A 24,745-nucleotide genomic window follows, 5' to 3' on the forward strand; every position below is an offset into this window, starting at 1 on the left:
GCGGACTGTAACGCGTTCTCGTTTCCTTCGCTCGCCGTTTGCGGAACCGCTGGCCGCCGACTTCGGCGGGTGGGGCGTCGAGCAAGATAGGGGGCGAATAATCCCAGTACAAGGAGAAGCAAGTGCAACGCATCGGCGTGATCGGCGGCGGCACCATGGGTGCCGGTATTGCCGAGGTGGCTGCCCGCGCGGGCGGGTCGGTCCTGGTCCTCGAGCGCGACAAGGAGGCGGCCGACGCGGCCGTGGCGCGGATCGAGAAGTCGCTGGCCCGGGCGGTGAAGTCCGGTCGGCTCGAACAGGCCGACGCCGACGCGGCCCGCGCCCGGGTCACCCTCACCACCTCCATCGACGATTTCGCCGATCGCGAGCTCGTCATCGAGGCGGCCCCGGAGATCGAGGCGCTCAAGACCGATTTCTTCGCGAAGCTGGACGCCATCGTCTCCCCCGAGACCATCCTGGCCACCAACACCTCCTCGATCCCGGTGATCCGTCTGGCCAATGCCACCGCCAATCCGGGCCGCGTGGTGGGCGTGCACTTCTTCAACCCGGTGCCGGTGCTGCCGCTGGTCGAGATCGTGGTGACGCTCAAGACCGAGCGCGAGGTGGTGGACAAGGTCACCGCTTACGCCCGCGACGTGCTGGGCAAGCGCACCATCGAATCCAAGGATCAGGCCGGATTCATTGTCAACGCGCTGCTGATCCCGTACCTGTGCAATGCGATTCGCATGTTCGAGACCGGTTTCGCCAGCGCCGAGGACATCGACGAGGGCATGGTCAGCGGCTGCGCCCACCCGATGGGTCCGCTGCGCCTGACCGACACCGTCGGCCTCGATGTGACCCTCGCGGTGGCCGAATCCCTGTACGCGGAATTCGGTGAGCCGCAGTACGCGCCGCCGGTGCTGTTGCGCCGCATGGTCGATGCCGGTTACCTGGGCCGCAAGACCGGCCGCGGCTTCTACACCTACTGACGCACGCACGAAAAACCGCTGGGCGGTGGACGACCCGATCGTCGTCCACCGCCCAGCGGCGCATTCACTTGTGGGAGTGAAACTTTCGCCGACTCAGTAGTCGATGCGGTCGGTCTTGGCCAGCCACGCCTCGAACGGCTCGGTGCGGTTCGGCAGGTCGAGGTGCTCGATGGTGGTCGGCCAGTTGCCCTCCGGACGCACCTCGAACAGCTCGTAGAAGACGCGATCGTCGAAGCCCGCGGTGGCGGCGTCGTGGCGATCCGCCGAGTAGATGATGCGGTCCACGCGCGCCCACAGCGCCGAGGACAGGCACATCGGGCAGGGTTCGCACGAGGTGACGAGGACGCAGCCCTCGAGGGAGAAGGTGCCGAGCTCCTTGCAGGCGTTGCGCATGGCGGTCACCTCACCGTGGGCGGTGGGGTCCAGGGTCGAGGTGACCTTGTTGTGGCCGACCGCAACGATGTCGCTGCCCTTGGCGATCAGGGCGCCGAACGGACCGCCGCCGTTCGCCACGCTGGTGGTGGCCAGGCGGATCGCCTCTTCCATCCAGGCGCGCTCCAGCGCCTGAACGTCGATCTCCTGCGTAGAGGTCATGGTCACTCCTTGTTCGACGGTGGGGACATCCCGGCTGCCGGATTTCGTACCGGCGCCGCCGCCCGTGTGGCGGTCGGGAGGACGTCGCGACACCCATCCCTTGCGTTCGTGCAACTTGTGTGAAGCAGTACACATCCAAATGAGGGGAATCAGCTACGGAAGAAGACATGAACCCGTGTAGGGGGCAGGACCCCCTTTTCGTAGGGACTCACAAAGCGCCCGCTATTCCGGGTTGCTGACCATGGGCTATCAGCGCAGAACGGTCTTTGTACGCATGACGAATTCAGCGATATATCCGTCGTGCGGCAGGCCGGGCGCCATCCACGGGGTCGGATGGTCGCCGATATAGACGTTGGCAATGCTCGGTTCGGCCACCAGCGCGTCGACCAGGGCGGAATCGCTCGTCACGGCCGTGAGGACCAGGCTGTCGCGCAGGGGTGCGATCCCTGCAGAGGGCTCCCACGGGGCGATCCAGGCGCACGGGAAACCCAATTCGCGGCCGAGCTGGTCGGCGAACGGGCTGTCGAGCTGATGGATTGCCGGGCGCAGGACGGCACTGCCGTCACCGAGGTCGTCGACGATGCCGTCACCGCCGAGCCACGCCTTGGTGCCCGCGGCGAGTTTTCGCAGGTGCTCGTCCCAGCGCCGGGCGGGCTCGAGGGGCATGACGGGCAGCACGGCGCGGTCGTCGGTCGGGGGCAGGCTGGGCAGCGCGGCCAGGCGTTCGGCCAGCGCCGCCGCGACGGGTGCCGGATCGCCCTCGACGAGGACGCCGGTGGCATTGACGCAGCCGACTCCCGCGCCACCGGCGATCGATTCCACCAGGGTGTCGAGGATCGGTTCCCAGTCGACCTCGGCGGTAATGAGGATCTTGGAACGCCCCGGGCCCTGCGGCAGGATGCGCGGATCGCCCGCGTATTTGCGCACCACGTCGGCACCGCCGTAGACCATCCCGAGGTCGGCGTGGCGCAGAATGTCGTCGGCCGCGCGGTGATCGGTGGGCAGCAGGACTATTCGGTCTTCTCCGAATCCGGCCTCGCGCAGGGCGGTGATCAGGCGATACGGGGTGAACGGCTCGCGCCGGGAGGGACGAACGGCTACCCGGTAGCCGAGCGCGAGCACATCCAGCCAACCCTGGTGCACCGCAGGGTGATTGCCCGCGGCGTGGACCGCGAAGACGTCACCGCGACGGGTCCACACCGCCCGGCCGGACCGGGTGAGCGGATCGTGCCAGGAGCCGACCGCACCGGTGGGGCGAGCGTTCCCGACGCTGTGGTGGATTCGTTCGGCGGCCCGCGCGATGTCCTCGGTGGCGGTGCGTACCACGGTGATCGGCAATCCGGTGCTGACGCTGACGGTGTGCTGATACTCCTGCACCGTGAGCCCCGCGACCCGTTCGGTGGCGAAGGCCCAGCCCGCCGCCGCGATGGCTTCGATCCGTGCGTCGAGGGGCAGCTCGGGTGCCCGGCGCAGCGCCTTCATGGCCCGGGTGACGTAGAGCGAGGGCGCGAGACTCAGTGTCGCGACCGGGTTTCCGGTCACGTCGCGGAGGGTTTCCAGCCGACGGGACCGATAGGTGCCGCCGGGGCCGAGCGTATCGAGGGCGAGCATCAGTACACGCCCTCGATCACCGTCGCGCCGCTGAAGGATTCGACGGGCGCGATATCGGCGACGGAATCACCGAGGCCGCCCTCCGGCGGCGCGATGCGCGTGGCGTAGTCGCGCTCGACATTGTTGACCAGCAGGGCCGTTCGGCTCAGGTGGTTGACGACGATTTGGCCGCGCTCACCGTAGGGAACGACCGTGCCGGTGTCGGGGTCGATCACCCGGAAGGTGGTGTACGGCGCGAACGAGTCGAAGACGCACGGTTCGTCGGGACCGAGGCCGGGGCGTTCCACGGAGGTGCCCAGCATCATGGTGCTGCCGTAGCCGCCGACCAGCTTGACGCCCGGGAACACCTCGTCCCGCAGCAGGTCTCGGGTGTCGGGGTCCAAACTCGTTCCGCCCCAGATGATCACGCGGATCTTCCGGTTCACCAGCTCGACCAGGCCGTCGTGTTCCGCGAGACGTTCCAGCATGGGCGGGGTCGCGAAGAGCAGGCCCACTTCCTGATTGGCCAGAATGAATCCGATCTGCTCGATCAGGTGGTCGGTGTACGCGGCGACCATGTCCATCCGCCCGTCGGCAATGAGCTTCTTGACCCAGCGCGGGTCCAGATCGATGGCGTAGTTCAGTCCACCGCGCAGCGCGGCGGTGTCGACCGCCATGGCTCCGACATTGTGCGGCCCGGTCGGAACGGCGCTGAGCCAGTCGATGTTTCGGGGGACGCCGTGCGCGTCCAGACGTTCGCTGAACCATTCGACGCTGCGGCGCTGCCACTCCGCGGTGAACATCACACGCTTGGGTGCCCCGGTGGTGCCGCCGCTTTCGTAGACGCTGGCGCGGTGATCATCGCCGAAGCCGCGCGGAATCAGGTCGCGGACGGCGACATCGCGCAGCTCGTCGACCATATTCGGGAACTTCGAGAGATCGTCGAAATCCCGGATGTCGGTGAGCGGATCGAAGTCGAATGCCTTGGCGCGCTCCAGCCAGAACGGCGATCCCGTCTCGGGGTCGAAGTGCCAGCGCATCATCTCCCGAACGAATTCGCCATTGCTTTGCCGTGTCATGGAAAGTCCCTCCGATGCCCTATTTATCGCGTTGCAGCACAACATCTTTCGGAGCGGACATGCGTTCGTAGGAGTCTACGAAATCCCGCCTGTGACCCCGGGCACAGTTCGTGGCTTCCTGGCCTGGCCGCCGCGACTCGCCCGCCTGTGTACTTCATTACGAAGTTCGCAATCTCGAGGCAATTACCTTGCCGGACAAGGATTTTTCGTGGCTGTTCAGCGCAAGCACACCATGTATCACTCGAGTGTCATCGATGCCGATCCGGCCGCCGTGTGGGCCGTGGTCCGCGACGCGTTGCAGCTGGTGTCGATCGTCTCGGGTCCCGCGGCCAAGGATGTGCACTGGGTCGGAGACGCCGGGCCGGAACGGGTTCCGGCGCTCTACAACTTCACGCTGGTGTTCAGCGACGGCCTGGTGCAGCAGGAGATCGCGGGTCGCGACGAGCTGCAGCGGTCGCAGACCTACCGCTCCATCGAGCCGACCATGGGTGTGGAGCGCTATGTCGCCACCATTCGCGTCCGGGAGATCACCAATGATCCCACTCGCTGCTTCTTCGACTGGGAGCGCGAGCTGACGATCGAGCCCGGCGCCGATCTCGAGGTCGTCGAAACGATCATCGACATGATGGCCAAGCAGGTCGACGCCGTGCGCGACCACTTCGCCCAGCGGTAACGCCCGCCGACCTCGCATCGAAGGAGAACAACCGTGTCAGAGTCGTTGTCGGGCCGACATATCGAAATCGATTGGCCCGAACTGGGAATCACCGTCACCGCGGAACTCGACGGCCGCAATCCGGAGCTGGCCGACGCGCTCTGGGAGGCGCTGCCCTACCGCAGCCTGCAGGGCCACGCGCTGGTCGCGGGTGAGCATCTGTACCACGTCGCGCCGATCCCCTCGCTGCTGCACACGCCCGCCGAGACCAAGATCCCGGACCGGCGGGACGCGCCCGACGGCACCGTATTCCTGTCCGCGCTGCAGCATTTGGGCATCAAGTACGGCACGCTGACCGAGCCCATGCCCGCCGCACCGGTGGGCCGGATCCGGTCCGAGGATCTGCCCGCGCTGCTGGAAGCCGGTCGGGCGGTGTGGGATTCGGTCTACTCGACGAAGCAGCCGATCCTGGTCGAGGTCCGCAAGGCGGGAACCGCAGGCGGCCATCGCATTCCACACCTGACCGCCGTCGACGCCGATGCGAACCGGCTGATCCACGATGTCCACGCCGAGACCGAGCGCATCTGGCTGACCGAGCCGGTTGAGCTGGCCGAGCTGCATCGTGGTGTCATCGCCTCGGGGGCAGGCAGTTTCGATACGGTGCTGCCCACCCTGCTGTTCGTCAATGGCGAGACCCGCCCACTCGGGTACGCCTCCTACGGCGGACTGGTGCGCGGCGCGGTCCAGGGCATGCCGATGGAGTCCCTGCGCCACATGACGCGCCTGCTGGTCGGCGTCCCGGCCGAGTTCCTGGGCTACTGCGGCCTGGAGCCGCTGTGGGCGTTCACCCAGCGCTTCCTGGCCTGCCTCGACCACCTCGATCGCGACGACTTCCTGGCGGTGACGAGCCAAATCGCGCTCTACGTCAACACATTGGGCGCGTGGAACCTGCACCTGTACCCGTGGGACACCGGTGATCACCTGCGTCAGCACCGCCCGGCCGAAGTGGGCTCGCAGTCGTGAGCGAGCACCGCACGGATACGGTGGAACGCACCGAGGTCCTGGTCATCGGCGGCGGTGTCATCGGCACCTCGATCGCGTGTCAGCTGGCCGAGGCCGGGGTCGGGGTCGTGCTGCTCGAGCGCGGCGATCTCGGGTCCGGGTCGTCGGGCACCACCGCCGGGATCGTGCGCACCTACTTCCCCGGCAATCCCCTGATCGGCGGTCTCGCGGTGCGCAGTCTCGCCGCGTATCACGCGCTGGCCGAACGCACCGGAACCGACCTGCTGCCGCAGCGGGTCGGTTTCCTGGTGTTGTTCACCGAACAGCGGCAGGTGGCGGACTTCCACCGGGAGCAAGAGGCCCAGCGAGCTGCAGGCGTAGAGGTCGAGTTGATTTCCGCCGCCGAGGCGGCACGATACAACCCGCTGCTGGATCCGCGCACCATCGTGGCGGCCGCCTGGTCGCCCGAGGCGTACGCGTGCGATCCGGCCGCGATCGTGCACGCCTACGCGGCGACGGCCGAGCGGGCCGGGGCCGTGTTGCGCACCCAAACCCCGGTCACCGCAATCGATCCCGACGGCCGGGTGCACACGCCCTCCGGCAGTATCCTGGCCGGAACCATTGTCTGCGCGGCCGGTCCCTGGGCCGACACCGTGGCCGCCATGGCCGACGTGGAGCTGCCGGTCACGACCTATCCGGTCGACATGCTCCTGACCGACGCGCCCGCGGGCGCTCCGCACACGCTGCCCATGACCCTGCACCCGTCGAGCCTGCGCATCCGTTCCTGGGGAGACCGCATTCTCATCGGCATGGGCCGCCCGGGACCCGATGAATCGCACGACGAGTGGCGGCGGCGGGTGTCGGATCAGCTCGGCTCCGCCTTCCCGGAGCTCGCGGGGCAGCGCGTCGACCACGGCTGGAGCGGGGATCTCGATGTCAGCCCCGATGGCATGGCCGTCATCGGCCGCGATCCCGCCCGCCCATTCCTGTACGCGGCGGGATTCTCCGGCCAGGGGCTGTGCCAGGCGCCCGCCGCCGGGGAGCTCGTCCGCGATCTCGTCCTCGGCAAAGAAGGAAATCAAAATGATCGTCTTGGGGTGCAACGGTTTCAGCCGAGTCTCGGAATTCTTCGCTGAGAACTTCGGTGCGGTCGGCATCGACAAGCACTACCTCATGGGCCACGATGCGGGCGCGTCGCTGCTGATCGACGGCGAACTCGTCGCGGCCGTGGAGGAGGAGCGACTCAACCGGGACAAGAAGACCACCGACTTCCCGATCAACTCGGTGCGCTGGTGCCTGGATCACGCGGGAATCGACTTCGCCGACGTCGATCTGCTTGCGATTCCCTGGAATTGGTCACCCGAGGTCGTGAACGAGGTGCTGGCCGACATCTCCGCCGCACCCATGGACGAGGTGGCGCGGCAGCAGCTGCTGCGTGGAATCCGCGGGCTGGCAGCCGAAGTCGTCGGCCCCGAGGCGATCCTGGCCGATTTCGCGGCGCGCACCGGCTTCACCCCCGACCCGGCCAAGGTGGTGTTCGTCCCGCACCACATCGCGCACGCCATGACCGGCTACTACCTGGCAGGGATGCCCGACAGCGCGTTCCTGGTCAGTGACGGTCGCGCGGAACGGTTCTCGACGGTGCTCGGCGAGATCCGGCAGGGCCGCGTCCGCATCTTCGAGGAATCCACGATCGGTGCGGAGTACTCGATCGGCATTCTGTTCAGCGCGATCACCCGCTTCCTCGGATTCGTTCCCAACAATGACGAATACAAGGTGATGGGACTGTCCGGCTACGCCGAGCCGCCGGTGCCGAATCCGTTCGTCGAGGACCTGCTCGAACTGCACGCCGACGGCCGGTACGCCTTCCGCAGGCCCCTGGAGACAGACAACCCACGCGGCCTGGATCCGCTGTTCGAGCAATACTTCGGCCCGTTCGAGAGCACCCTCGAGTATCAGGCGCGGGTCGCGGCGGCAGCGCAGGAGATGCTGGGCGTGGTCACCAATCATCAACTGCGCGCGCTGGAATCGAAAACGGATCTCGACCATCTGTTGTTCGAGGGCGGCGTCGCATTGAACTGCCTCAACAACACCCCGCTGTTCGAGGGGTCACGCTTCGCCGAGATGGACGTGAGCTTCGGCGCGAGCGATACCGGCATCACGATCGGGGCGGCGGTGCGCGCCTGGCTCGACCACCCCGACAGCGCCGGAACGGATCGGCCCGCTCCGCGCGTAACCCCGTACCTCGGACCGGAATACGATGATGCCGCGATCGAGCAGGCCCTGCGCGAGTTCGGCGATCGAGTCGGCTGGACCCGGCTCGGCGATGACGAGATCGTCGACCAGGTGTCGAAACTGCTCACCGAGAAGGTCGTCATCGGCTGGTTCGAGGGCCGGATCGAGCACGGCCCACGGGCTTTGGGGCACCGCAGCATTCTGGCGAACCCGAAGTTCCCGGATATCAAGGACGTCATCAACACCCGGGTCAAGCATCGCGAACCGTTCCGCCCGTTCGCACCGCTGGTGCTGGAGTCGGATGCGCCGCGGGTCTTCGAGATGGGCCGCAAAACTCGTTCGCCGTACATGACTTTCGTGTTTCCCGTGCGGCCGGAGTTCCGGGACGTGATTCCCGGCGCGACCCACGTGGACGGCACGTCGCGGGTGCAGACGATCACCGAACGTGACACCCCGCGCCTGGCGGCGCTGCTGAGCCGCTTCACCGCGCTCACCGACGTGCCGTGCCTGATCAACACCTCGTTCAATGTCGCGGGCGAACCGATCGTGTGCACCCCGGCCGACGCGCTGCGCTGCTTCCTCGGCACCGAGATCGACTATGTCGTGCTCGGCAACTATCTCGTCACGAAAGCCGCCACGGACCAATGACATTCGCCGCGGGAGAGCCAACAACGCTGCTGCTGATGCGGCACGGCGAGACGGCGCTGACGCCGGAGAAGCGATTCTCCGGCAGCGGCGGTTCCGATCCGGCGCTGTCGGAGACCGGGCGGCGGCAGGCCGAGGCCGCCGCCCGCCTGCTCGCGGAGCTCGGCCCGGTGCACGCGGTGGTGTCCTCGCCGCTGCGCCGGTGCCGGGAGACCGCCGAACCCGCGGCCCGGAAGCTGGGCCTGGACATCCGCCTCGCGGCGGGACTGCGCGAGGCGGATTTCGGCAGCTGGGACGGCCTGACGTTCGCCGAGGTCCGGGACCGTTACCCGGAGGAGTGGACGGCCTGGCTGGCGTCGCCGTCGGCGGTGCCGGGCGGCACGGGCGAATCGCTGGATTCGGTGACGCGCCGGGTGGAGTGGTCCCGCGATCAGCTGCTGGCGCGGCATACGGGCCAGACGGTGCTCGTCGTGTCGCATGTCGCGCCGCTGCGCACCCTGATCCGATTGGCGTTGGGCGCTCCCCCGGAGTCGCTGTTCCGCATGGAGTTGGCGGCGGCGTCGATTTCGGCGGTGTCGTACTACGGCGACGGGTCCGCCTCGGTGCGCTGGTTCAACGACACCTCACACCTGCGCTGAATCACCCTCCCCCGCAATAGGACGAGGCCCCGGTTCTCCAGAGAACCGGGGCCTCGCCGTGTTGCCCTAGGCGCTGTCCGATTTGCCTTAGGCGCTGTCCGCGATCGAATGCACCGGTGCCACGGTGTTTTTCGCGTGGCGCTCGTGCTCGAAGGTCATGATCAGATCCGCCGCGACGCTGACCGCGATGATCGCCGGTTCCTTGCCCGTGATCTCGGTGAGCCCGATGGGGGTCTTGATCCGCGCGATGGTGGCCGCGTCGAACCCGCCCTCGGTGGCCAGCTTCTTCTGGAACCGCGCCCATTTGGCGGACGACCCGATCAGTCCGATCGACCCGAGTTCCGGTGTGCGCAAGGCGGTGTCGCACAGCGCCGCGTCCTCGGCGTGATCATGGGTCATGATCAGCACGTGGGTGCCCGGCGGCAGCTCGGCGATCACTTCCTCCGGCAGCATCAGCGGCCGATGCACGTGCACCTGCGCCACCGCGTCGTCGAGGACGGTGAGCCGTTCCGGCGCGAGCTGCTCCGGGCGGGTATCGATCAGGTGCAGATCGAGCTCCTGGCGGGCCAGGATGCGGGCCAGCTCGTAGCCCACATGCCCGACCCCGAAGATGGCCACCGCGGGCACCACCGGCAGCGGCTCCAGCAACACGCTGACCGCGCCGCCGCAGCACTGCACGCCGTGCCGGTTGGTGACCTTGTCGTTGAGGGCGAAGTCCATGATCTCCGTCTCCGGATCGGGCTGGGCGAGCAGTTCGCGCGCCCGGTCGATGGCGACGGCCTCGATATTGCCGCCGCCGATCGAACCCCAGGACTCCGTCCGTCCCACAACCAGTTTCGCGCCCGCCTTGCGGGGCGCGTGGCCGCGCACGGTCGCGACGGTCACCAGCACGCCGGGTTCCCGACGGGCTCGCAACCGCTCGACCGCGGCGATCCAGGTCATGTCAGACTCCGCTCAACGCGGTCGCACCGGTGACGGCGTGACCGTTGCTGCCATTGCCGTTGCTGCCATTGGTGCCGTTGACGCCATTGCCGTTGTGGCCGTTGCCGTTCACGGCGTGACCGTTCGCGGCGTGGCCGTTGGTGGTGTACGCGGCCACCGACGGTGCGCCCTGGCGCGCGGCCTGGATCGCCCAGTACACCGACTCCGGCGTGGCGGGCGAGGCCAAATCGACGCTGGTGCCCTCGGCACCGAACGCCGCGGCGGCCTGCCGCAATGCCTCGCGCACCGAGAACGCCAGCATGAGCGGCGGCTCGCCGACGGCCTTGGAGCCGTAGACCGCGCCCTCCTCGGTGGCATCCTCGAGCAGCGTCACATTGAACTCCTCGGGCATTTCCGAGAAGCTCGGCAGCTTGTAGGTGCTCGCCGCCTGGGTCAGGAACCGGCCGCGGTTGGGGCCGTCGCTGGTGTCCCAGCGCAGGTCCTCGAGCGTCAGCCAGCCCGCGCCCTGCACGAAGCCGCCCTCGACCTGACCGATGTCGATCAGCGGCGAAAGGCTGTCGCCCACATCGTGAACGATGTCCACGCGGCGGATCTTGTAGGCGCCGGTGAAGCCGTCCACCTCGACCTCGGTCGCGGCCGCGCCGTAGGCGAAGTACTTGAACGGCGAACCCTGGAAGATCTTGGCGTCCCAGTGCAGACCCTCGGTGCGGTAGTAGCCCGAGGCCGACAGCTGCACGCGCTGGAAGTACGCGGTGTGCACCAGCGTGTCCCAGTCGAGGGTCTTGTCGCTGCCCAAAAGTGTTGCGACACCGTCGATGATGCGGATGTCGGAGGCATTGCCGCCCAACTGGGTCGCGGCGACCTGGACCAGGCGCGCCCGCAACTGCTCACAGGCGTTCTTGATCGCGCCGCCATTGAGATCCGCGCCGGAGGACGCGGCGGTGGCGGAGGTGTTGGGCACCTTGTCGGTTCGCGTCGGGGCCAGCCGCACCTTGTGCAGCGGGATGCCCAGCGTGGTCGCGGCGACCTGCATCATCTTGGTGTGCAGGCCCTGGCCCATCTCGGTGCCGCCGTGGTTGATCAGGACGGAGCCGTCCTTGTAGATCAGCACCAGCGAACCGCCCTGGTTGAAGGCGGTGAGGTTGAACGAGATGCCGAACTTGATGTTCGTGATCGCCAAGGCGCGCTTGGTGTTCGGGTGCGCGGCGTTGAAGGCCGCGATCTCGCGCTGCCGCTGCGCCCAGTCCGCGTTGTCCTGGGTCTGGTGCCAGATCTTGCCGATGCGATCGGTCTGCCCGACCGGCTGACCGTACGGGGTGGTCTGGTTGGGCGCGTAGAAGTTGCGCTCGCGCAGCTCCGCCGGATCCAGGCCCAACAGCGGGGCGCAGCGGCCCATGATGTCCTCGATCACGATCATGCCCTGCGGGCCACCGAAACCGCGGAAAGCGGTGTTGGAGACCGTATTCGTCTTGGCGATGCGACCCGCGACGTGCGCGTTCGGGATCCAGTAGGTGTTGTCGATGTGGCACAGCGCGCGGGCCAGCACCGGCTCCGAGAGGTCCAGGCTCCAGCCGCCGTCGGCGGTCAGCGTGGCATCGAGGGCCTGGATGCGGCCCTGCGCGTCGAAGCCGATCTTCCACGAGGCGTGGAAGCCGTGCCGCTTGCCGGACATGGTGAGGTCCTGAGTCCGGTTGAGCCGCAGGCGAACCGGGCGACCAGTGAGCTTGGCGCCGAGCGCGGCGACGGCCGCGAACCCGTGCGGCTGCATTTCCTTGCCGCCGAAGCCGCCGCCCATGCGCAGGCACTGCACGGTCACCTCGTGGCTGTGCAGACCGAGCACGTGCGCCACGATTTCCTGGGTCTCGGACGGGTGCTGGGTGCTGGACTGGATGAAAACCTGTCCGGCCTCGTCGATCTGGGCCAGCGCGCAGTGGGTCTCGAGGTAGAAGTGCTCCTGGCCCTTGAACTCGAACTCACCCTCGAACACATGCACCGAGTTGGCGAAACCCTCATCGATATCGCCACGGATCATGGTCGGGCGCGCGCCGTGGAAGCTCTCGGCCTCGATCGCCTCGCGCACGGTGATGAGCGAGGGCAGCTCCTCGAGCTCCACCTCGACGGCCGCCGCGCCCAGCCGGGCCGCCTCCAGGGTGTCGCCCAGCACCCACGCGACCGCGTGGCCGTGGAACATGACCTCTTCGGGGAACAGCGGCTCGTCGTGCTTCATGCCCGCGTCATTGACGCCGGGCACGTCGGCGATGGTGAGCACCCGCACGACGCCCGGCACCGCGTAGGCGGCATCGGTGTTCAGCGACTTGATCTTCCCGTGCGCCTTGAACACCTGCACCGGGTAGGCGTGCAGGCAGTCCTTGGTGCGGTACACCAGGTCGTCGGTGTAGAGCGCGGTGCCGGTCACGTGCAGCGACGCGCTCTCGTGCGGCATCGGGACGCCGACAACCGGCTTCTCGGGGCGTTCGGACAAATGGCTCATGACAGCACCGCCTCGGTGGTCTGCGCGTACAGCTTCTTCAGGCTCTGTCCGAGCATCGCGGCGCGGTACTCGGAGCTGGCGCGGTGATCGTTCATCGGCGTGCCCTCGCCCTGCAGGATGGCGGCGGCGGCCTCGACGGTCTCGGTGGACCACGGCTTGCCGATCAGCGCGGCCTCGGTGTCGCGGGCGCGGATCGGGGTGGCGGCCACACCGCCCAGGCCGATGCGGGCCCGGGTCACGACGCCGTCCTCGATGTCGAGCGCGAAAGCGACCGCGACACTGGAGATGTCGTCGAAGCGCCGCTTGGCGATCTTGTGGAACGCGGTGACCTTGGCCAGCGGCAGCGGGATGCGCACGGCGCGGATCAGCTCGTCGGGGCGACGCACGCTCTGCCGGTAGCCGGTGAAGTAGTCGGCCAGCTCGACCTCGCGCTCACCGTCGGCGGAGGCGAGCACCACCGACGCACCCAGCGCGAGCAGCGCGGGCGGCGAGTCACCGATCGGGGAACCGGTACCCAGGTTGCCGCCGAAGGTGGCGTTGTTGCGAATGAGCCGGGAGGCGAACTGCGGGAACAGCTGCGCCAGCAGCGGCACGCTGCCGTCGAGGCGACGCTCGATCTCGGTCAGCGGCACGGCCGCGCCGATCTCGATGTGATCGGACTCGATCTTCAGGCCGCGCAGTTCGGGCAGGCGATCGATGCCGATGGCGTAGTCCGCACGGCGCGAACGAATATTGACCTCGACGCCCCAGTCGGTGGAACCGGCCACGAGCACCGCGTCCGGGCGCTCGCGCAGCAGCTGCACGGCCTCGGCGAGGGTCTCGGGACGACGGAAGGTGCGGCCGTCCTGGCTGTACTCGGTGGCGACGGGCGCGGGCGCGTCCTGATCGCGGCGCTGCGCGAACGGGTCGTCGGCCGCGGGCGCGCCGAGCGCGAAGGCGGCGTCCCGGATCGGGCGGTAACCGGTGCAGCGGCACAGGTTTCCGCTCAGCGAGTGCAGATCGAAGCCATTGGGGCCGTGCTCGTGATCGCCCTCGTGCGAGTGCGGCTCGGCACCGTTGGCCGCGCCATTGGTCTCGGCACCATTGGTCTGCGCGGCGGCACCGCCGCAGCGGCCGGGACGGTAGTACTCCGAGGCCATGCTGCAGATGAATCCCGGTGTGCAGTAACCACACTGGGAGCCACCGCGCACCGCCATCTCCTGCTGCACGGGGTGCAGTTCGGTGGGGGTGCCGGAACCGTCGAGGGTCGCGAGGCCCTCGGCGGTGACGATCTCCTGACCATCGAGGGCGGCGACCGGAACCAGGCAGGCGTTGACGGCGACCCAGTCGGTCTTCGCCTCCACGCCCGGGCGGGCGACCATGATCGAACAGGCGCCGCATTCGCCCTCGGCACAGCCTTCCTTGCTCCCGGTGAAACCGCGATCACGCAGGAAATCCAGGACGGTCGTGTGAGGGGCCGCCGGGGAAATCGGGGTGACTTTCCCGTTGACCGTGATCCGCGCTTCTACCATGGCACATCCTCATTTCGGTGCGCGGTCGATCTGATAATCCTAGTCGCCATTTCAGGAGCTTTCTATTTCGGTGACGCAGCCCGAGAACCCGGAGCGCGAATCAGCACGCAGGAGACATGCCGCAGGCGGTGACAGAGAGCGATGACGCCGGGGCCGCTAGCGGGCGCGCCGGGAATTGGCTGCTCAGAAGCCGTGCGCTACACGACCCGGGACCCAGGCGGTCCGGTGAGCCAGGTGCCGCAGGTCGGGGGTGGCGGCCAGGACAGTGATCGACATCCGACTCGCCTCCTTCCAAGCAGCTCACATGTGTCGGTACGCCCGAAAGTACGTGGCGTGCGGCACATCGGTCAAGCTGATCCGGGGTGCTCCGCAAGAGTTTGCAGGAACCTCTGATCGCCGCTTCGGCGACCTTCGAACGAATCGGTTTATCGCACAAATAAACATGCTTTTGTCAGAAGCTACGAAGAATCGATCCGAAAGCGCTCACGCGTTTGTGTGTTCCGCCTACGGATGCGGGTATCCGACCATCATGTTCGCCATCATCGCCGCGATCCTCTTCGCGATCGCGCTCCTGCTCGAGCTCGCCGACCGGACCACCGGTGTGGGAGTGAGTGTTTTCGTCATCGCCGGACTGCTGGGCCTGGCCCTGCACATGGCCGGATTCAGCGCGCGGGTCTCGTCTCCGCGTCAATGGGGCTCACGCAGCCGCTGGGGACGCCGTCGGGTCTGATTGCGGACCCGCGGGATTCGAAAACAACGATGCCCTCGACCGCATTCGGTCGAGGGCATCCGCCCGTGTCGCTACCGCTCAGTTGCCCTGGGCGGCAGCGGAAATCGGCTGCCATTTGCGCCAGGTTTCCAGGCGCGACTCGTAGTCGGCGGTGGCGATGGCCAGGGGGACCTCGCCGAGGAAGATGCGCAGCGGGGGCTCGTCGGCGTCGACGATGGCGAAGATGGCCGGGGCGGTGGCCGTCGGGTCGCCGCGCTTGACGCTGTTGCGCTGGGCGGCGCGGGCCGCGCGAGCGGCGTCGTAGGCCGGAATCGGGGTGGCGTGCAAGGCCGAGGGGCCCGCCCAGTCGGTGTCGAAGCCGCCGGGCTCGACGAGGGTGACGTGAATGCCGAAGGGGGCGACCTCCTGGGCGAGGGACTGGGAGAAGCCCTCCAGGGCCCACTTCGAGGCGTGGTAGGCGCCGAGGTTCAGGAAGGCGGAGATGCCGCCGATGCTGGAGACCTGGATGATGTGGCCGCTGCCCTGGCCGCGCAGGATGGGCAGGGCGGCCTGGGTGACCCAGAGCGCGCCGAAGACGTTGGTCTCCAACTGGTTTCGGAATTCCTGCTCGGTGAGTTCCTCGATCATGCCGAACTGGCCGTAGCCCGCGTTGTTGACGACGACGTCGAGGCGGCCGAAGTGGTCGGCGGCCTGCTGGACGGCGGCGAAGTCGGCGGCGCGGTCGGTGACGTCGAGCCGGATCGGGAGGAAGGTGTCCGGGTACTTGGCGACCAGGTCATCGAGGGTGCTCAGGTCGCGCGCGGTGCCCGCCACGCGGTCGCCGCGCTCGAGTGCGGCGAGCGTCCATTCCCGCCCGAAACCCCTTGATACGCCGGTAATGAACCACACTTTGCTCATGTTCTCCCACCCTAGCGAGTTGGAGTGCGCTCCAAGCAAGAGCGCGATCTACCCTCATCGGGATGAACATTTTCCGCCACGAATGGATATTGCGAGCCAGGTCACACGCGTGACATAGTGTTACGGCAAATATTGAGACTGACTAGTCTCACAAATTCAGGCGAGGAAGAAGGTCAATGGGGACCAGGCGGTTGACCGGCCGGATCGTGCGGCTCGGACTCTTATCCCTCAGCGCCGTAACGGTCGCGACACTCACCGCGAGCCCGGCGCAGGGCGATCCGGCGGATCCGGCGCTGCCGCCCATCCAGCCCGCGCGGATCCTGCCGCTGCCGCCGGAGCTCGATCCGGGCTTCTACAACCCGCCCGCCGAGGTGGTGGCGGCCGCCGCACCCGGCGAGATCCTTGCCGCCCGGCAGGTGAATATCGCCAATTTCGGCCTGATTCCGCTGAACGTGGACGCGTGGCAGGTCTCCTACCGCTCCAACAACAGTCGCGACGAGGCGATTGCGGCGGTGGCCACGCTGCTCAAACCCCGCGGCGTCTCCCCTACCCCGCGCAAGCTGCTGTCGGTGCAGATCGCCGAGGATTCCACCGCGGGCTATTGCAGTCCTTCCTATGCGCTGCAACAGTTCTCGGTCGCGCCGTTCGTCGGCCAGATCGTCGCGCCCATCGAATTCCTGTTCGCGCAGGCCGCCCTGCAGAAGGGCGACGCGGTAGTGATTCCCGATCACGAGGGCCCGAATTCGGCGTATGCGGCGGGCCCGCTGGCCGGGCGGATCACCCTCGACGGCATTCGCGCCGCCACCTCCTTCGCGCCGCTCGGCGTCGGGGCGGGCGCGCCGGTGGCCATGTACGGCTATTCGGGCGGGTCCATGCCCACCATGCACGCCGCCGAATTGCGCAAAACCTATGCGCCGGAACTGAATATCGTCGGCGCGGCCTCCGGCGGCACCGGCGCGGATCTGGGCGCGGCCCTGCTCATGGCCAATAATCAGGCCACCTCCGGGCTGGTGTTCGCCGCGGTGCTCGGCCTCGCGCGCGAGTATCCGGACTTCAACGCGCTGCTGGATCGGAAGCTCGATCCGGTGGGCCAGGTGCTGCGCGCCGTGAAGGCCCCGTTCTGCGTGCAGTACCAGTCGGCGCTGCTGCCGTTCCTCAATATCACCGGCATGATCAATTCCCCTGACCCGCTGCGGGAACCGGCGGTGCGGGCCATGCTCGAAGACACCCGGCTGGGCAAGAGCCTGCCGGACATGCCGGTGTTCATGTGGCATTCCCGGTGGGACGAGATCCTGCCGCTCGCTTCGGCCGATCAGCTCGTCGACACCTATTGCCAGGACCCGAAGGCCCAGGTGACCTACACCCGGGACTGGGCGAGCGAGCACATTGTCGCCGAGGTCGTCGGCGGTCCGGCCGCCCTGATGTGGCTGTTCGACCGGCTCAATGGCGTTCCCGCGCAAGCGGGTTGCTCGACGACCGACTCGCCGTCGATGCTCGGCACGCCGGGTGAACTGCAGACCCTCGGCGACACCATCGGGGAGACCCTGGCCTCGTTCTTCGGCAAGCCCATCGGAGCGTGACGACCGCACTCCCGGGTACTCATAGCAATGCCGCGTCGTTGTGACCCAGCCCACTTCGGCGCGGCGCACTCGAGTCATGCTGCGATAACGACTCATTCGCGAAAGTAACGCTCGGATCTCCCGCGACGACGTCTCCGGTGGTAGATGGCCCGACCGTAAGGGGGCCTGACAATTCACTGTCGGGGTGAAATGGGGATTCGGGCATGGATATTCGCGACTTCATGAAGCGACATCGCATTGCTTCTGCGGTTGCGGCACCCGCGGTGCTGGGCGTGGCGGCGGCGGTCGCGGCAACCTTCGCACTCACGTCGTCACCGGACTCGAAACAGGCCGATCCGGCCCTGAAGGCCTCGGTCACGGAATGCCATGACATGGTGACCATCTCGGTCGCCGGGCGCAATGACTCGCCGCAGCCGGGCACCACGAAGATGCTGGTCGACGCCAATGGCAACGAGCTGCCCGCCGCGCTGTCCGACGACTACCAGAGCCACTGGGTGGATCCGGTGGTGAACGCCCCCGGCGGATCGGTCGACTCCAATTCGTACTGGGCCGTGTACGTCTCCTACCCGGCGAATCTGAACAGCTACGAGGACTCGGTCAACCAGGGCGTCGCCAATACCGAGCAGGTCATGCGCGATATCTCCGCGGCCTGCCCGAACACCAAGTTCGCCATTGTCGGCTACAGCGAGGGCGCGAGCGTCACGCGCAAGGTCGCCATGGAGATCGGCCACCAGACCGCGGGCGCGGACGGCAAGTACGCGATCGTGGATCCGGGCAATGTGGCCGGTGTGGTGATTCTCGCCGACGCGGGCCGCTCGGCCGGGGACGGTCCGTTCATCGGGGCCAAGGATCCCAGCCACCCCGACAACTTCGGTCAGAGCTACCAGACCGGCAAGGATGTCGCCGGTGGTCAGGGCGCGCTGGTCGATCAGCAGGGTGACTTCGGCGCGCTGAACGGCCGGATCGCGTCCTTCTGCTCCGACGGCGACCTCACCTGCGCCGCGCCGAAGAACATCTCGCTGCTGCAGCTGGCCATCAATGTCGGCCGCCAGATCAATATCGATCAGATCCAGAACGACAACAACCTCACCCCGACCACCGGCATCCAGGTGGCCGAGGTGCTGGGCAAGATCGCGGGCGACGCCTTCGCCGATATCGCGCACAATCCGGGCTGGTGGACCAGCAAGGAGACCTTCCTCGACGTGCTGCTCAAGGTCTCGGCGCCGGATTACAAGCCGAATCAGGACAACCCGACCCCGGTCGCGGCGGATTCGATTCAGGCCGAGAACATGTCGCCGCTGGCCTACCTGCCGCAGAAGGTGTTCAACGAGGTCATCGGGCTGATCACCAGCAATCAGAACACGATTCCGGTGCTGCTGAACGACCCGTACAACCTGACCCTCGGACCCAATGGCACCGGACACCACTTCGACTACTGGCACGACCAGAATCCGGACAATGGCAAGCCGGTGAGCTCCGCCGACTACGCCGCCGCGTGGCTGACCGAACTGGCCAAGGAGGCGCAGGCCGGGAAGCTGGACCCGCACACGCTGACCTCCACGCCGAAGCCCACCACCACGACACCCAACGTGCTGGCCGCGGCGCGGGCGAGCGCGTCCGGAACCACCACTCCCCCAACCACTTCCACCACGGTGACCGGATCGACCACGCCGACCACCACGACCACGACGCCGCCGACCACCACCACGGTGCCGCCGACGACGACCACGGTCACCCCGGATCCGACGACGACCACGTCGCCCGTCACCACCACTCCCCCGGTGACCACGACGACGGTGCCGCCCACGACCACCACTCCGCCGACCACCACCACGACGCCGGTGACCACCACCGCGGGTCACTGACAGCACGAGAAATGCGCTGGCGCGTCACCCTTTTTCCGGGGTGCGCGCCAGCGCATTTCTTTATGGGGCGCTCAGCGAATGGTGAACCAGACCAGGCTGCCCAGCCCGGCGACCAGGCAGTAGATGGCGAAGGGGGTCAGGGTCTTGGTCTCGAAGTAGGCCGTGAGGAACTTGACCGAGATATAGGACAGGATGCCCGCGACCACGCTGCCCGCGAAGGCCGGACCGAGAATGGCGTGGTTCTCGTGCTTGAACAGCTCGGGCATCTTGAGCACGCCCGCCGCGAGAATGACGGGCGTGGCCAGCAGGAAGGCGAAGCGGGCGGCATCCTCGTGGCGCATGCCCTTGAACAGGCCCGCCACGATGGTGCTGCCCGAACGGCTGATGCCGGGGAAGAGCGCGGCGATCTGGGCCGCGCCGATCAGGGTGGCGTCGCGAATGCTCAGGCGGGACAGGCGCACATCGGAGGCGCGGTCCGGATCGGTCATGGGCAGCACGATGGTGTCCTCCATGGAGAGGTCGCCGGTGCGGCCGGTCGGGCTGGTGAGGCTGTACTCGGGTTCGTGCTCGCGCTTGCGCATGATCTCCGCCGACAGCAGCACGAACCCATTGATGGCCAGGAAAATCGAGGTCGGGACGGGCGTGCCGAGGTAGTTGCGGACGGCCTTCTCCAGGAGCAATCCGGCCAGGCCCACCGGGATGGTGGCGATCACCAGCAGCACGCCGAGGCGGGCCTCCGGCGTGCGGATCTGCCGGGTCAGTACGACATCCCACAGGCCGCGCAGAATGCGCACCCAATCGCGCCAGAAGAAGATGACCAGGGCCAGCGCGGTGGCGACGTGCATGGCCACCAGCAGCGCCAGGTACGGGGAGTCCTTGGCGGACATGCTCAGATCATCGGCCCACTTGCCGCCCACCCAGGCGGGCAGCAGGATGCTGTGGCCCAGGCTGGAGACCGGGAAGAGCTCACTCACCCCTTGGAGTGCGCCGACGACGATCGATTCCAGGTAACTGATGGCCATTCGAATTCCTGTCGAGGGGGCGGTGCGGGGGATCCGAACACCCGGCCGGGCCGGGCTGCTCGCTTCGCGAGGCTACTCGATCGGTCGGGGGTCCGCTCACACGCGGTCGGACCGGCCCGGCGGCCGGTTGGTCAATCCGGTCGGTCGCTTTCGAACAAATCCGCGGCCCGTGCGCGAGGTGGCTTTCAATGGGGCGCACGCATTCGGGCGTCCGGTGAATTCCACCTGGACGCAATCGATTTGCGCGGCGCGGAACCCGGCTGCGTGGAATACTTCCGCGTTATGCAGTACAGGGGATTCGACGATCCCGACACCGGCGAGGATCCCGAGTTAGCACAGGCTCGCATCTTCCTGGATGAATTGGAAAGGCATGTAGTCAAACTGACTCGGCGATTGCAGACCGCGCCCACCGCGGACGCCCGGCAGACCATCAATGCCGAACTCTCCACGGTGCGCCGGTACGTCGATCGCATACACCGCAGATTCCCCGGAATTGCCGTCGCGAATCCATTCCGCGGCGCGCAGCCCGGGGCACCCGCGCTCTAGTTCCCGAACGCGAGCGGGATTTTCAGCGGGCGAGCCGGTCGCGCCAGCGCTCGGCGGAGCGCAGCATATCCAGGCCCACCCGCTCGAGATATTCGCTCATGCCCAGCAGCCGCACCCCGGCGGGCGTGTCCGAACCCAGCGCCTCCGCGCCGTCGCGAGCCCTGGCGGCGAGCCGCTCATTGGCGCGCGCGTTCTCGAGAGTTGCTCTATACCAGGCGGATTCGTCGATGACATAGCGGTCGCGGCGGGTGCCCGGATCCCGATCCCGGCGAATGAGGGCCCGCTTTTCGAGGTGGCCGACCGCCGACGACACGGTCGCGGGACTCACCCGCAACTGGGCCACCAATTCCGCGGCCGTCAGGCTGCCCGAATCCGCGGCGTAGAGCCGGGCGAGCACGGCCGCGGCCATTTTGGGCATGCCGGTCACCGTGAACAATTCCGCGATCCGGGTGCTGAAATCCGACAGCAGTTCCGGGCTGCGGCCGTATTCGTCTGCGGTGGACGGACTTTCGACCCGTTTGGGCCGGGGCGCGCGGCGCCGCGAGCGCACGACGGTGGCGGCCTGCGCGACCTCGGCGCGGTAGCGGCCGGGCCCGCCATTGCGAGTCACCTCCCGACTCACGGTCGAGGTGGGCCGATTGAGCTGTCGCGCGATATCGGCATAGCCGAGCCCGTGGGACAGACCCGCGGCAATGAGACGGCGATCCTCCTGGCTGAGTCGTCCTCCGGGCACCTGTGCGGCTCCTTCATCAGAGTGCCGCCGCGGCGGCAAGGCTCCCACCTATTGCAACACACGACCTGCGTGATTGCAGTAGGCTTCGGCCTTGCCAGCTTGCGAATCACCTTGCCCAACAGGCGTTATCGCGTTTCCCACGGCATTCGTTCATTACCCATCTTGTGAACGCAACGTAGCGTTCGCCTCGAACCGATTGCGGACGTTCCGCTTCGGCTCAGCGAGACGACCGGGACTGTGAGAGATCGGCGATCACACTGAAGTCCATGATGTCGGCCCCGGCCAAGAACACCGGCTGGGTGGTGTGCACTCCACGCACCCGCACTTCCCCACGCGGGCCGCCGTAACTGACTCGTGCCGCGCCCCGCTCGATCGCACGCACATCCAGGCTGCGGGCCGCCTCGGCCAGGGACGCGAACAACAGCAAACCCTCGTAACAGGATTCGCCGATATTGTTCAGCGCCGGAGCCAGCTGGCCGAAGCGGGCGGTGTAGCGGCTGCCGAACGCCATGCCCTCGTTCGACACCAGGCTCTCGAAATAGCCACAGGCCGTGAACAATCCGCGCGCGCTGTCGGGACCACCCGCCAAGAGCACGTCCTCGCCGATCATCATGCTCAGGCGCACCCGGCCGTCGTCCAGTCCGGCCGCCGCGAACGCCCGATTGAAGGCCGCGCAGTCCGCGCCGACCATGAAGACCAGCACGCCCTGGGCGGGCGAGCGGCGGATCAGGTCAAGGGCCGGACCGAAATCGCGGCCGCCCAGCGGCACGAAGACCTCGCCGACCACGTCGATGTCCGTTCGCGCCGCGAATTCCGCGGTGGCCCTGGCGGTTTCGCGCGGCCAGACGTAGTCGTTGCCGATCACGCACCAGCGCCGCACACCCAGCTCCGAGCGAAACCAGCGCAGGGCGGGGAACAGCTGCTGATCGGGGGTCTCGCCCACCATGTAGACCCCGTCGGCGTCCTCGCCGCCCTCGTAGAAGGTGGTGTAGATGTAGGGCACCCGCCCGGCGGTATGCGGGGTGATCACCTTGCGGGCGTTGGACAGATGCCAGCCCACCACCCCGTCGATCATGCCGAGGCCGACCATGCGGTCGATCTGCGCGGACAGCACCGGCAGCGGGGCCCCGGCGTCCACGGTGTGCAGCCGGACCGGGCGGCCGAGAATGCCGCCCATGGCGTTGATGTCCTCGACGGCCAGCGTCGCGCACGCCTCACACGACGGCCCGAAGATGCCCGCAGGCCCGCTCGACGGCACCACCAGGGCCAGGTCCACCGTGGACCGGCGGGACCGGAAGGGTCGTGGCGTCACGATCATCACCACCGTCGGGTCCGGCCGCGCCCGCCGGTACGGCGCGGTACATCCGAAGGGGCAGGATAGTACCGTTCCGAGGCGAATTCGACCCGGCCCTATAGTGACCACGGTGAACAGTCCTGACGCGCGCGAGTTGATTCTGCTCGCCGGTGAGCGCACCATCGCCGAACGGGGGCCGGATGTGGCCCTGCGCGATATCGCGGTGGCGGCGGGACAACGCAACAACTCCGCGGTGCACTACCACTTCGGCTCCCGCGACGGTCTCATCACCGCGATCCTGGAACGGCATCAGCCCGCCCTGGAGAATCGGCGCACCGAACTGCTGGCCGACCACGAGGCCTCGGGCGCGCCCGACAGCGTGGCCGCGCTGGTGACGATTCTGGTGCGGCCCATGTTCGACGTGCCCTATGCCGAGGGGTCCACCCACTACGCCCGATTCCTGGAGCAGGCGCGCTCGCATCCGGCGGTGAGCGGACCCGATCTGCACGAGAAGCGCTGGCACGCAACGCGAGTCATCGTGGCGCGGTTGTACCGGGCGATGCCCGACCTCACCCCGGCGCTGCGCCGGTATCGGCTGCTGGCCATGAGCACCGTCATGTTCGCCCTGCTCGCCGACTACGAGCGGCAGGAGCTGAGCACCGCCGCGGAGCGAAACGACGTGCAGGACAACATCATCGCCATGATCGTAGGCCTGCTGACCGAACCGGTCGCGCGTCAGGGCGCGGCGGTGCGGGCGTCGGGGTCGAAGCCGCCCGGGATCTCGTAGACCACGCCGGTGAAGGTGATGCCGAAGAGCCGACCGGCCGAGAAGCCTTGGCCGCCACGGCCGTACTGCACCTCACTGGTCAACTGCGGTCCGAAACCCAGCACGCAGTACTGACCCGGGGCGTCGATGCGCACGACTTGGCCGGACGGGTTGAACGGAACCACCGGGCGCTCCACCGAATCCAGGGTCAGGCCGTCGGGTGCGGAGAAGAACTCACCGCCGGACAGGTCCAGCAGCGACTGCGGGGCCCACGGGGCATTGGTGGGAATCCGGCTCACGCCCGGATTGACGAAGGTGCGCGACACGTACAGGAACGAGTCATCCTGGTTCAGCACCGCGCCATTGGCGCTGGGGAAGTTCGCCCAGTCCGCCTGGACCACGCTGTTCGGGTAGACCCGACCCACCAGGGAGCCGAAATCGTTGGTGGCGTAGACGGTTCCGTCGTGGGCCACGTCCATGCCGTCGGCGGCGGAGAGTCCGGCGGCGAAGGGCGCGACCGCACCGGTGTCCGGATCGACGGTCACGATCCCGGCCGAGCGAATGGCGTCACCGAACAGGGCCCGCGCGTCCGCGCCGTAGCCGACCAGCAGGCGGCCGTCCGGCAGCCAGGCCAGGGCGCCCGCGCCGCCGCTGGGCACGCGCGCGATCGGGATCGCTGGCGCGCCGGGGGCGTCGATGCGGAAGACCTGACCGCTCACCAGATCCGTGACGAAGGCCCGCCCGGCGGGGTCGAAGGTCAGGCCCTCGAAGGCCGCGCCCGGCACGGAGGCGACCACGAAGGTCGGCTGGCCCGCACCCGGACAGACCGGTGCGGCCGAGGCCGGAGAGGCGGTGAATAGCGACAGCGCGGCGAAGGTGAGCGTCGCGAACGCGACCGCCGCCGATTTCCTGATCCCCATGACACACCTCGAAATATCGGCCGATGATTCTGGCTATCGTATGAC

Annotated in this window: 22 protein-coding genes; 11 read left to right on the forward strand and 11 right to left on the reverse strand. The window is 67.8% G+C overall.

Going from position 1 to position 24,745, the window contains the following annotated elements:
- Positions 1-122: 122 nt before the first annotated feature.
- Positions 123-968: a 3-hydroxybutyryl-CoA dehydrogenase gene (locus VMT40_RS20605; protein WP_326360040.1), complete on the forward strand. Its 846-nt coding sequence runs from the start codon at positions 123-125 to the stop codon at positions 966-968.
- 93 nt (positions 969-1,061) lie between these two features.
- On the opposite strand, the gene VMT40_RS20610 is transcribed toward VMT40_RS20605, so the two are convergent.
- From VMT40_RS20610 to VMT40_RS20620, 3 genes are all read right to left on the reverse strand, one after another.
- A complete protein-coding gene (locus tag VMT40_RS20610) occupies positions 1,062-1,562 on the reverse strand; it encodes a nucleoside deaminase (RefSeq protein WP_326360042.1) in 501 nt (166 codons plus the stop codon).
- Between the two features lie 249 nt (positions 1,563-1,811).
- Positions 1,812-3,173 (reverse strand): aldehyde dehydrogenase family protein, encoded by a 1,362-nt coding sequence (locus VMT40_RS20615; protein ID WP_326360043.1) that lies wholly within the window; start codon positions 3,171-3,173, stop codon positions 1,812-1,814.
- The gene (locus VMT40_RS20620; RefSeq protein WP_326360044.1) at positions 3,173-4,231 is read right to left on the reverse strand and encodes an AMP-binding protein; all 1,059 of its coding nucleotides are present in this window, start codon (positions 4,229-4,231) and stop codon (positions 3,173-3,175) included. Before VMT40_RS20620 ends, VMT40_RS20615 begins: the two co-directional genes overlap by 1 nt.
- 208 nt (positions 4,232-4,439) lie before the next feature.
- Here VMT40_RS20620 and VMT40_RS20625 point away from each other — a divergent pair, with 208 nt between their 5' ends.
- Genes VMT40_RS20625 through VMT40_RS20645 form a run of 5 tightly spaced genes read left to right on the forward strand, consistent with a single transcriptional unit; the run spans position 4,440 to position 9,403 of the window.
- Complete coding sequence (locus VMT40_RS20625) at positions 4,440-4,904, forward strand: SRPBCC family protein (RefSeq protein ID WP_326360045.1); 465 nt, start codon at positions 4,440-4,442, stop codon at positions 4,902-4,904.
- A gap of 33 nt (positions 4,905-4,937) precedes the next feature.
- Entirely contained in the window at positions 4,938-5,906 is a 969-nt protein-coding gene (locus VMT40_RS20630) for a hypothetical protein (RefSeq protein WP_326360046.1), read from the forward strand.
- Positions 5,903-7,021: an NAD(P)/FAD-dependent oxidoreductase gene (locus VMT40_RS20635; RefSeq protein WP_326360047.1), complete on the forward strand. Its 1,119-nt coding sequence runs from the start codon at positions 5,903-5,905 to the stop codon at positions 7,019-7,021. Before VMT40_RS20630 ends, VMT40_RS20635 begins: the two co-directional genes overlap by 4 nt.
- Positions 6,969-8,768 (forward strand): carbamoyltransferase family protein, encoded by a 1,800-nt coding sequence (locus VMT40_RS20640; protein ID WP_326360048.1) that lies wholly within the window; start codon positions 6,969-6,971, stop codon positions 8,766-8,768. Before VMT40_RS20635 ends, VMT40_RS20640 begins: the two co-directional genes overlap by 53 nt.
- A complete protein-coding gene (locus tag VMT40_RS20645) occupies positions 8,765-9,403 on the forward strand; it encodes a histidine phosphatase family protein (RefSeq protein ID WP_326360050.1) in 639 nt (212 codons plus the stop codon). Before VMT40_RS20640 ends, VMT40_RS20645 begins: the two co-directional genes overlap by 4 nt.
- 87 nt (positions 9,404-9,490) lie before the next feature.
- Here VMT40_RS20645 and xdhC read toward each other — a convergent pair whose 3' ends face one another.
- Genes xdhC through VMT40_RS20660 form a run of 3 tightly spaced genes read right to left on the reverse strand, consistent with a single transcriptional unit; the run spans position 9,491 to position 14,347 of the window.
- The gene (gene xdhC, locus VMT40_RS20650) at positions 9,491-10,345 is read right to left on the reverse strand and encodes a xanthine dehydrogenase accessory protein XdhC (protein ID WP_326360051.1); all 855 of its coding nucleotides are present in this window, start codon (positions 10,343-10,345) and stop codon (positions 9,491-9,493) included.
- A gap of 1 nt (position 10,346) precedes the next feature.
- The gene (gene xdhB / locus VMT40_RS20655; RefSeq protein ID WP_326360052.1) at positions 10,347-12,836 is read right to left on the reverse strand and encodes a xanthine dehydrogenase molybdopterin binding subunit; all 2,490 of its coding nucleotides are present in this window, start codon (positions 12,834-12,836) and stop codon (positions 10,347-10,349) included.
- Positions 12,833-14,347 carry a xanthine dehydrogenase small subunit gene (locus VMT40_RS20660; protein WP_326360054.1) on the reverse strand — a complete coding sequence of 505 codons (1,515 nt, stop codon included), beginning with the start codon at positions 14,345-14,347 and terminating at the stop codon, positions 12,833-12,835. The genes xdhB and VMT40_RS20660 overlap by 4 nt, the downstream gene beginning before the upstream one ends.
- A 529-nt stretch (positions 14,348-14,876) precedes the next feature.
- Between VMT40_RS20660 and VMT40_RS20665 the strand changes: the two genes are divergently transcribed.
- Positions 14,877-15,077 carry a hypothetical protein gene (locus VMT40_RS20665; protein WP_326360056.1) on the forward strand — a complete coding sequence of 67 codons (201 nt, stop codon included), beginning with the start codon at positions 14,877-14,879 and terminating at the stop codon, positions 15,075-15,077.
- 78 nt (positions 15,078-15,155) lie between these two features.
- Here VMT40_RS20665 and VMT40_RS20670 read toward each other — a convergent pair whose 3' ends face one another.
- Positions 15,156-15,974, reverse strand: coding sequence for an SDR family oxidoreductase (locus VMT40_RS20670; protein ID WP_326360058.1), 819 nt, complete (start codon positions 15,972-15,974; stop codon positions 15,156-15,158).
- Positions 15,975-16,150: 176 nt separating this feature from the next.
- On the opposite strand from VMT40_RS20670, the gene VMT40_RS20675 reads away from it, so the two are divergent.
- Positions 16,151-17,554 carry a lipase family protein gene (locus VMT40_RS20675; RefSeq protein ID WP_326360059.1) on the forward strand — a complete coding sequence of 468 codons (1,404 nt, stop codon included), beginning with the start codon at positions 16,151-16,153 and terminating at the stop codon, positions 17,552-17,554.
- Between the two features lie 203 nt (positions 17,555-17,757).
- A complete protein-coding gene (locus tag VMT40_RS20680; RefSeq protein WP_326360060.1) occupies positions 17,758-19,419 on the forward strand; it encodes a cutinase family protein in 1,662 nt (553 codons plus the stop codon).
- Between the two features lie 71 nt (positions 19,420-19,490).
- Here VMT40_RS20680 and VMT40_RS20685 read toward each other — a convergent pair whose 3' ends face one another.
- On the reverse strand, positions 19,491-20,447 hold the full coding sequence (locus VMT40_RS20685) for an undecaprenyl-diphosphate phosphatase (RefSeq protein WP_326307410.1): 957 nt from the start codon (positions 20,445-20,447) through the stop codon (positions 19,491-19,493).
- 276 nt (positions 20,448-20,723) lie between these two features.
- On the opposite strand from VMT40_RS20685, the gene VMT40_RS20690 reads away from it, so the two are divergent.
- On the forward strand, positions 20,724-20,987 hold the full coding sequence (locus tag VMT40_RS20690) for a hypothetical protein (protein WP_326360061.1): 264 nt from the start codon (positions 20,724-20,726) through the stop codon (positions 20,985-20,987).
- A 22-nt stretch (positions 20,988-21,009) separates the two neighbouring features.
- Here the strand turns inward: VMT40_RS20690 and VMT40_RS20695 are convergent, their stop codons facing one another.
- Together VMT40_RS20695 and VMT40_RS20700 are read right to left on the reverse strand one after the other, a co-directional pair.
- Complete coding sequence (locus VMT40_RS20695; RefSeq protein ID WP_326360062.1) at positions 21,010-21,720, reverse strand: GbsR/MarR family transcriptional regulator; 711 nt, start codon at positions 21,718-21,720, stop codon at positions 21,010-21,012.
- Between the two features lie 217 nt (positions 21,721-21,937).
- Positions 21,938-23,038 carry a substrate-binding domain-containing protein gene (locus VMT40_RS20700; protein ID WP_326360064.1) on the reverse strand — a complete coding sequence of 367 codons (1,101 nt, stop codon included), beginning with the start codon at positions 23,036-23,038 and terminating at the stop codon, positions 21,938-21,940.
- A 106-nt stretch (positions 23,039-23,144) separates the two neighbouring features.
- Here VMT40_RS20700 and VMT40_RS20705 point away from each other — a divergent pair, with 106 nt between their 5' ends.
- Positions 23,145-23,801, forward strand: a complete 657-nt coding sequence (locus VMT40_RS20705) for a TetR family transcriptional regulator (RefSeq protein WP_326360065.1) — start codon at positions 23,145-23,147, stop codon at positions 23,799-23,801.
- Here the strand turns inward: VMT40_RS20705 and VMT40_RS20710 are convergent.
- On the reverse strand, positions 23,750-24,700 hold the full coding sequence (locus VMT40_RS20710; RefSeq protein WP_326360066.1) for an SMP-30/gluconolactonase/LRE family protein: 951 nt from the start codon (positions 24,698-24,700) through the stop codon (positions 23,750-23,752). The genes VMT40_RS20705 and VMT40_RS20710 overlap by 52 nt on opposite strands.
- Positions 24,701-24,745 lie beyond the last annotated feature (45 nt).

This window comes from Nocardia sp. CDC160, from assembly GCF_035818795.1.
Taxonomy (GTDB): domain Bacteria; phylum Actinomycetota; class Actinomycetes; order Mycobacteriales; family Mycobacteriaceae; genus Nocardia.

Excerpts from the sequence above, each read along its gene's own strand:
- xdhB (WP_326360052.1), bottom strand. The coding sequence starts at position 12,836 with ATGAGCCATTTGTCCGAACGCCCCGAGAAGCCGGTTGTCGGCGTCCCG.
- VMT40_RS20660 (WP_326360054.1), bottom strand. The coding sequence starts at position 14,347 with ATGGTAGAAGCGCGGATCACGGTCAACGGGAAAGTCACCCCGATTTCC.
- VMT40_RS20690 (WP_326360061.1), top strand. The coding sequence starts at position 20,724 with ATGCAGTACAGGGGATTCGACGATCCCGACACCGGCGAGGATCCCGAG.
- VMT40_RS20645 (WP_326360050.1), top strand. The coding sequence starts at position 8,765 with ATGACATTCGCCGCGGGAGAGCCAACAACGCTGCTGCTGATGCGGCAC.
- VMT40_RS20640 (WP_326360048.1), top strand. The coding sequence starts at position 6,969 with ATGATCGTCTTGGGGTGCAACGGTTTCAGCCGAGTCTCGGAATTCTTC.
- VMT40_RS20675 (WP_326360059.1), top strand. The coding sequence starts at position 16,151 with ATGGGGACCAGGCGGTTGACCGGCCGGATCGTGCGGCTCGGACTCTTA.
- VMT40_RS20710 (WP_326360066.1), bottom strand. The coding sequence starts at position 24,700 with ATGGGGATCAGGAAATCGGCGGCGGTCGCGTTCGCGACGCTCACCTTC.
- VMT40_RS20665 (WP_326360056.1), top strand. The coding sequence starts at position 14,877 with ATGTTCGCCATCATCGCCGCGATCCTCTTCGCGATCGCGCTCCTGCTC.
- VMT40_RS20615 (WP_326360043.1), bottom strand. The coding sequence starts at position 3,173 with ATGCTCGCCCTCGATACGCTCGGCCCCGGCGGCACCTATCGGTCCCGT.
- VMT40_RS20610 (WP_326360042.1), bottom strand. The coding sequence starts at position 1,562 with ATGACCTCTACGCAGGAGATCGACGTTCAGGCGCTGGAGCGCGCCTGG.
- xdhC (WP_326360051.1), bottom strand. The coding sequence starts at position 10,345 with ATGACCTGGATCGCCGCGGTCGAGCGGTTGCGAGCCCGTCGGGAACCC.
- VMT40_RS20620 (WP_326360044.1), bottom strand. The coding sequence starts at position 4,231 with ATGACACGGCAAAGCAATGGCGAATTCGTTCGGGAGATGATGCGCTGG.
- VMT40_RS20680 (WP_326360060.1), top strand. The coding sequence starts at position 17,758 with ATGGATATTCGCGACTTCATGAAGCGACATCGCATTGCTTCTGCGGTT.
- VMT40_RS20670 (WP_326360058.1), bottom strand. The coding sequence starts at position 15,974 with ATGAGCAAAGTGTGGTTCATTACCGGCGTATCAAGGGGTTTCGGGCGG.
- VMT40_RS20700 (WP_326360064.1), bottom strand. The coding sequence starts at position 23,038 with ATGATCGTGACGCCACGACCCTTCCGGTCCCGCCGGTCCACGGTGGAC.